Origin of the sequence: Pigmentiphaga sp., assembly GCF_019689535.1 — a bacterium.
GTDB lineage: Bacteria > Pseudomonadota > Gammaproteobacteria > Burkholderiales > Burkholderiaceae_B > Pigmentiphaga.
Genome location: NZ_JADGHH010000252.1, coordinates 1 through 4061, shown reverse-complemented (window position 1 = coordinate 4061; position 4061 = coordinate 1). Strand labels below are relative to the sequence as shown.

The 4061-nt window shown below is 65.0% G+C and carries 4 protein-coding genes; 2 read left to right on the top strand and 2 right to left on the bottom strand.

The features are described 5' to 3' along the window. Window positions 1-82: 82 nt before the first annotated feature. Both IRZ12_RS16100 and IRZ12_RS16095 read right to left on the bottom strand, forming a co-directional pair. Window positions 83-1237: an amino acid ABC transporter permease gene (locus IRZ12_RS16100; protein WP_296470599.1), complete on the bottom strand. Its 1155-nt coding sequence runs from the start codon at window positions 1235-1237 to the stop codon at window positions 83-85. Window positions 1238-1242: 5 nt separating this feature from the next. Further along, complete coding sequence (locus IRZ12_RS16095; RefSeq protein ID WP_296470602.1) at window positions 1243-2223, bottom strand: amino acid ABC transporter substrate-binding protein; 981 nt, start codon at window positions 2221-2223, stop codon at window positions 1243-1245. Window positions 2224-2503: 280 nt separating this feature from the next. Here IRZ12_RS16095 and IRZ12_RS16090 point away from each other — a divergent pair, with 280 nt between their 5' ends. Both IRZ12_RS16090 and IRZ12_RS16085 read left to right on the top strand, forming a co-directional pair. Next, the gene (locus IRZ12_RS16090) at window positions 2504-3199 is read left to right on the top strand and encodes a cell division ATP-binding protein FtsE (protein WP_296470596.1); all 696 of its coding nucleotides are present in this window, start codon (window positions 2504-2506) and stop codon (window positions 3197-3199) included. Continuing rightward, the coding region (locus IRZ12_RS16085) for an ABC transporter permease (RefSeq protein WP_296470591.1) at window positions 3196-4061 on the top strand (866 nt) is incomplete at its 3' end. The genes IRZ12_RS16090 and IRZ12_RS16085, both read left to right, overlap by 4 nt.

Sequence of the window (4061 nt, the reverse complement as noted above, 5' to 3'; positions counted from 1 at the left end):
CCTTGCAACAGGCCGACACGAGGCGGGGGTGGCGGGCCTTCGGCACGGGGCGCGGCGCTGAGGTCGGGGGAGGCAGGTTTCATCAGCGCTCCACCAGTGCCATGCGGCGGTTGTACAGGTTCATCAGCGCCGAGATCGCCAGGCTCACCGTCAGGTATGCCGCCATGATGATGAGGACGCCTTCGATCGCCTGTCCCGTCTGGTTGAGTGTGGTATTGGCTACCGATACGATGTCGGGATAGCCGATGGCGACAGCGAGCGAGCTGTTCTTGGTCAGGTTCAGGTACTGGCTGGTGATGGGAGGAATGATGACCCGCAGTGCCTGCGGAAGAACCACCCGCCTCAACACTGCATTGCGCCGCAGGCCGAGGGACTCGGCGGCCTCCCATTGGCCTCGGTCTACCGATTGGATCCCCGCGCGGACGACCTCGGCGATGAAGGCTCCCGTATAGAGCACGAGGCCGAACAGCAGCGCCGCGTATTCGGGGGTGAGCGTTGCTCCGCCGGCGAAGCCGAAGCCCTGCAGGCGCGGAACGTCGAACTCCGTGGGGGCGCCGCCTGCCAGCCATCCTGCCAGCGGCAGGCCCACCAACAGCCCGACCACCCATCCCCAGACGGGGCGGACGTCGCCGCTCGCCTGCCGGCGCCGGCGCATGACATGGACCAACCCAAGCGCAAGCAGGACTGCCGCGGCAAAGCCCGCGGCGGCCAAGTCGAATCCCAGGTGATCGGCAGGCAGCGGGAACTTAACGCCGCGGTTGGAGATGAATACGCCGGGCAGCAGCTCTATGGCTTGGCGCGCAGCGGGCATGGTTTCGGTGATTAGCGCATACCAGAGAAACAGCTGCAGCAGCAGGGGGGTGTTGCGCATCAGTTCTACATAGACCGCTGCGAGGCGGGCGACCAGCCAGTTGCGCGACAGGCGGGCAATGCCCATCAGGGTGCCGAGCACGGTGGCGAGCACGATGCCCACGGCCGCCACCCGTACGGTGTTCAGCAGCCCGACGAGGAGGGCGCGCGCATAGGTGTCCTGGGGTTCATAGCGGATGGGCGTCTCGCCAATGGCGAACCCGGCCTCCCGGCCCAGGAAGTCGAAACCCGAGGCGATGTTGCGCGCCGCGAGATTGGCCAGCGTGTTGGACACCAGAAACCAGGCCAGTCCGGCGACCGCAGCCAGTGCCACGGCCTGGTAAACCACGGAGCGAACCGCCGGATTGCTCCAGTTCAATCGGGACATGCGGGTCAACGGATGGGCAGTGCGTACATGAGGCCGCCCTGCGTCCACAGCGCATTGGCACCGCGCTGCATTTTCATCGGGCTGCCTTGGCCGAGGTTGCGCTCGAAGCTCTCGCCGTAGTTGCCGACCTGCTTAATGATGTTGTAGGCCCATTTCTCGTCTACGCCAAGGTTCTTGCCCGCGCCTGGCGTGACGCCCAAGATGCGCTGAACGTTGGGATTGGGGCTCTTGAGCATTTCGTCGACGTTCTTCGAGGTGATGCCGTATTCCTCGGCCTCGATCATCGCATTGAGGGTCCACCGGACAATTGCCGCCCACTGCTCGTCGCCCTGGCGGACCAGCGGGCCGAGCGGCTCCTTGGAAAGCAGTTCCGGTAACACGACGTAGTCGTCCGGGTTGGAGAGCTTGGTCGCGCGGATAACGTTCAGCGCCGAGATGTCCGTGGTGTAGGCGTCGCAGCGTCCCGCGGCAAAGGCCCGGACCAGCTCGTCGAACTTGTCGATGACCACGGGCTTGAAAGTCAGCTTGTTGGCGCGAAACCAGTCCGCCAGGTTGAGCTCGGTGGTGGTGCCCGGCTGCAGGCAAATCGCCGCGCCGTCGAGTTCCTTGGCGCTCTTGACCCCGAGTTTCTTGGGCACCATGATGCCTTGGCCGTCGTAGAAGTTCACGCCCACGCCGGTCAGGCCGAGTGCCGTGTCCCGCTGCAGGGTGATGGTCGTATTGCGCGGCAGCACGTCGACCTCGCCCGACTGCAGGGCGGTAAAGCGTTGCTGGGTGTTGAGCGGCGTCAGCTTGATCTTGTTCGCATCGCCAAACAAGGCGGCGGCGACGGCCTTGCACAGGTCCACGTCTATGCCGGTCCAATTGCCTTTGCTGTCCGGGTTACTGAATCCGGCAACGCCGGTGGAGACGCCGCATTGCACGAAGCCTTTCTTCTTGACCGCGTCCAGCGTCGGGCCGGCTTGGACGGCTTGTGCAGCGCCCATCAACAAGACGGCTGCAAGGAGGGAAGTCAATGCTTTCATGGCGAATTCCTTACTCGGAGCGGCCCAGACTATAAAGCATCGCGGCCGCAGGCATGGCGCGGAGCCCGCTCCGGAGGCTGGGCGGCGCCCCGGGCGCCCCATGTCCAAAAGCGGGCGCCCTGCGTAGCGCCTCGATACAGAGCCGGGCTGCCAGACCCTTGAAATGAAGCGTACCGTAGCATGGGTTGAGTATGATGAAAACCTCGGATCCCGTCGGAGCCCAGGTTACTATTTCGGCCTCATGATCGAATTCCAGCATGTCTTCAAATCCTACGGCCGCGGCATCGATGCGCTGGCCAATGTCACCTTCGGCATCGCCCAAGGAGAATTCGTCTTCGTCTCGGGGCCTTCCGGAGCGGGAAAGTCGACGTTGTTGAAGCTCATCGCGGGGCTAGACGTTCCCAACCGCGGAACCGTCCTGGTAAACGGGCAGAACGTGGGCAAGCTGCCCAGGCGCCTTAGGCCCTACCTGCGGCGGGCCATTGGCACCATCCTGCAAGACGTTCACCTGCTCAACGACCGTAGCGCCTTCGACAACGTGTTGTTCCCCCTTATCGTTGCCGGCCATGCCCGGTCAGACGCGCTCCGGCGGGCGCGCGCGGCCATCGAGCGGGTCGGTTTGTCAGGCAAGGAGTCGCTGCGTCCCGAGGAGCTCTCCGGCGGCGATCAACAGCGGCTGGCCATCGCCCGCGCCATCGTCAACCGGCCGGGCTTGCTGATCGCCGACGAGCCGACCGCCAACCTGGACCGCGACAGCGCCCGCCGCATTGTCGAAGTGTTCCGGGATTTCAATCGCGTCGGCGTGACCACGATCCTGGCCACGCACGACGATACGTTGATCGCTGACTACGCCACGCGCGTGTTGCTGGTGAAGGACCGTACGGTGACGGACGGCGGCAAGCGCACGCCGCGCCTCGGCGGGGAGGTGCGCGCATGAGCCCTCTTCTTCGTCAGCATCGTTACGCGCTGGGGGTGACCTTGCGCCGCCTGTGGGCACAACCTTTTTCGTCGATCGCCAATATCTTGGTCATCACGCTCGCCCTGGCCATTCCCCTGCTGGGGGCAACGGCCTTGACGTCGCTGCGTCCGGTGGCCGCGCACTTGACGGCCGATCCGGAAATGACAGTCTTCATGAAGGTAGACGCCACAACCGAGGAGACCGGCGCGGTGGCCGACCGCATACGCCGCGACCACGGTAATGAGATACGCGCGCTGCGGATCATCAGCCGCGACCGGGCGTTGGCGGACCTCAAGGCCAACCCCGCGTATGCCCAGGCGTTGGCCGTGCTGCCTGACAACCCGCTGCCCGATGCCATCGTGGTGACGCTGGAAGGCGAAGACCTCGCCCGGCGTTCGGCCGAACTGGCGAAAATATGGAAGACCTGGGCGAACGTGGACATGGTGCAGGTCGACAGCGATTGGGTGCAGCGCCTGGAAGCCATTCTGCGTTTCGCCAGGACGATGCTGGTGTTCCTCGCCCTGGTCGTGGCCGTAGCCGTGTTGGCTGCCGTCTTCAACACGGTGCGCATGCAGGCCTTGTCCCAACGCGAGGAAATCGGCGTCGCCCGGCTGGTCGGCGCGACCGAGTCCTTCGTGCGCCGGCCGTTCTTGTATTTGGGGGCGGTCAGCTGTGCCGTGGCGGCGCTGGCGGCGATTGGATTGGTTGCCGTCGTGCTGGATCCGCTCAATGCCGCGTTGGCTGACCTGGCGCACAGTTACGGCACAGAGTTCGCCCTGCGCCTGCCGCAGTGGGAATGGCTGGCGGTGTTCGTGGCCGGGGTCTCCGCACTGGGAGCGCT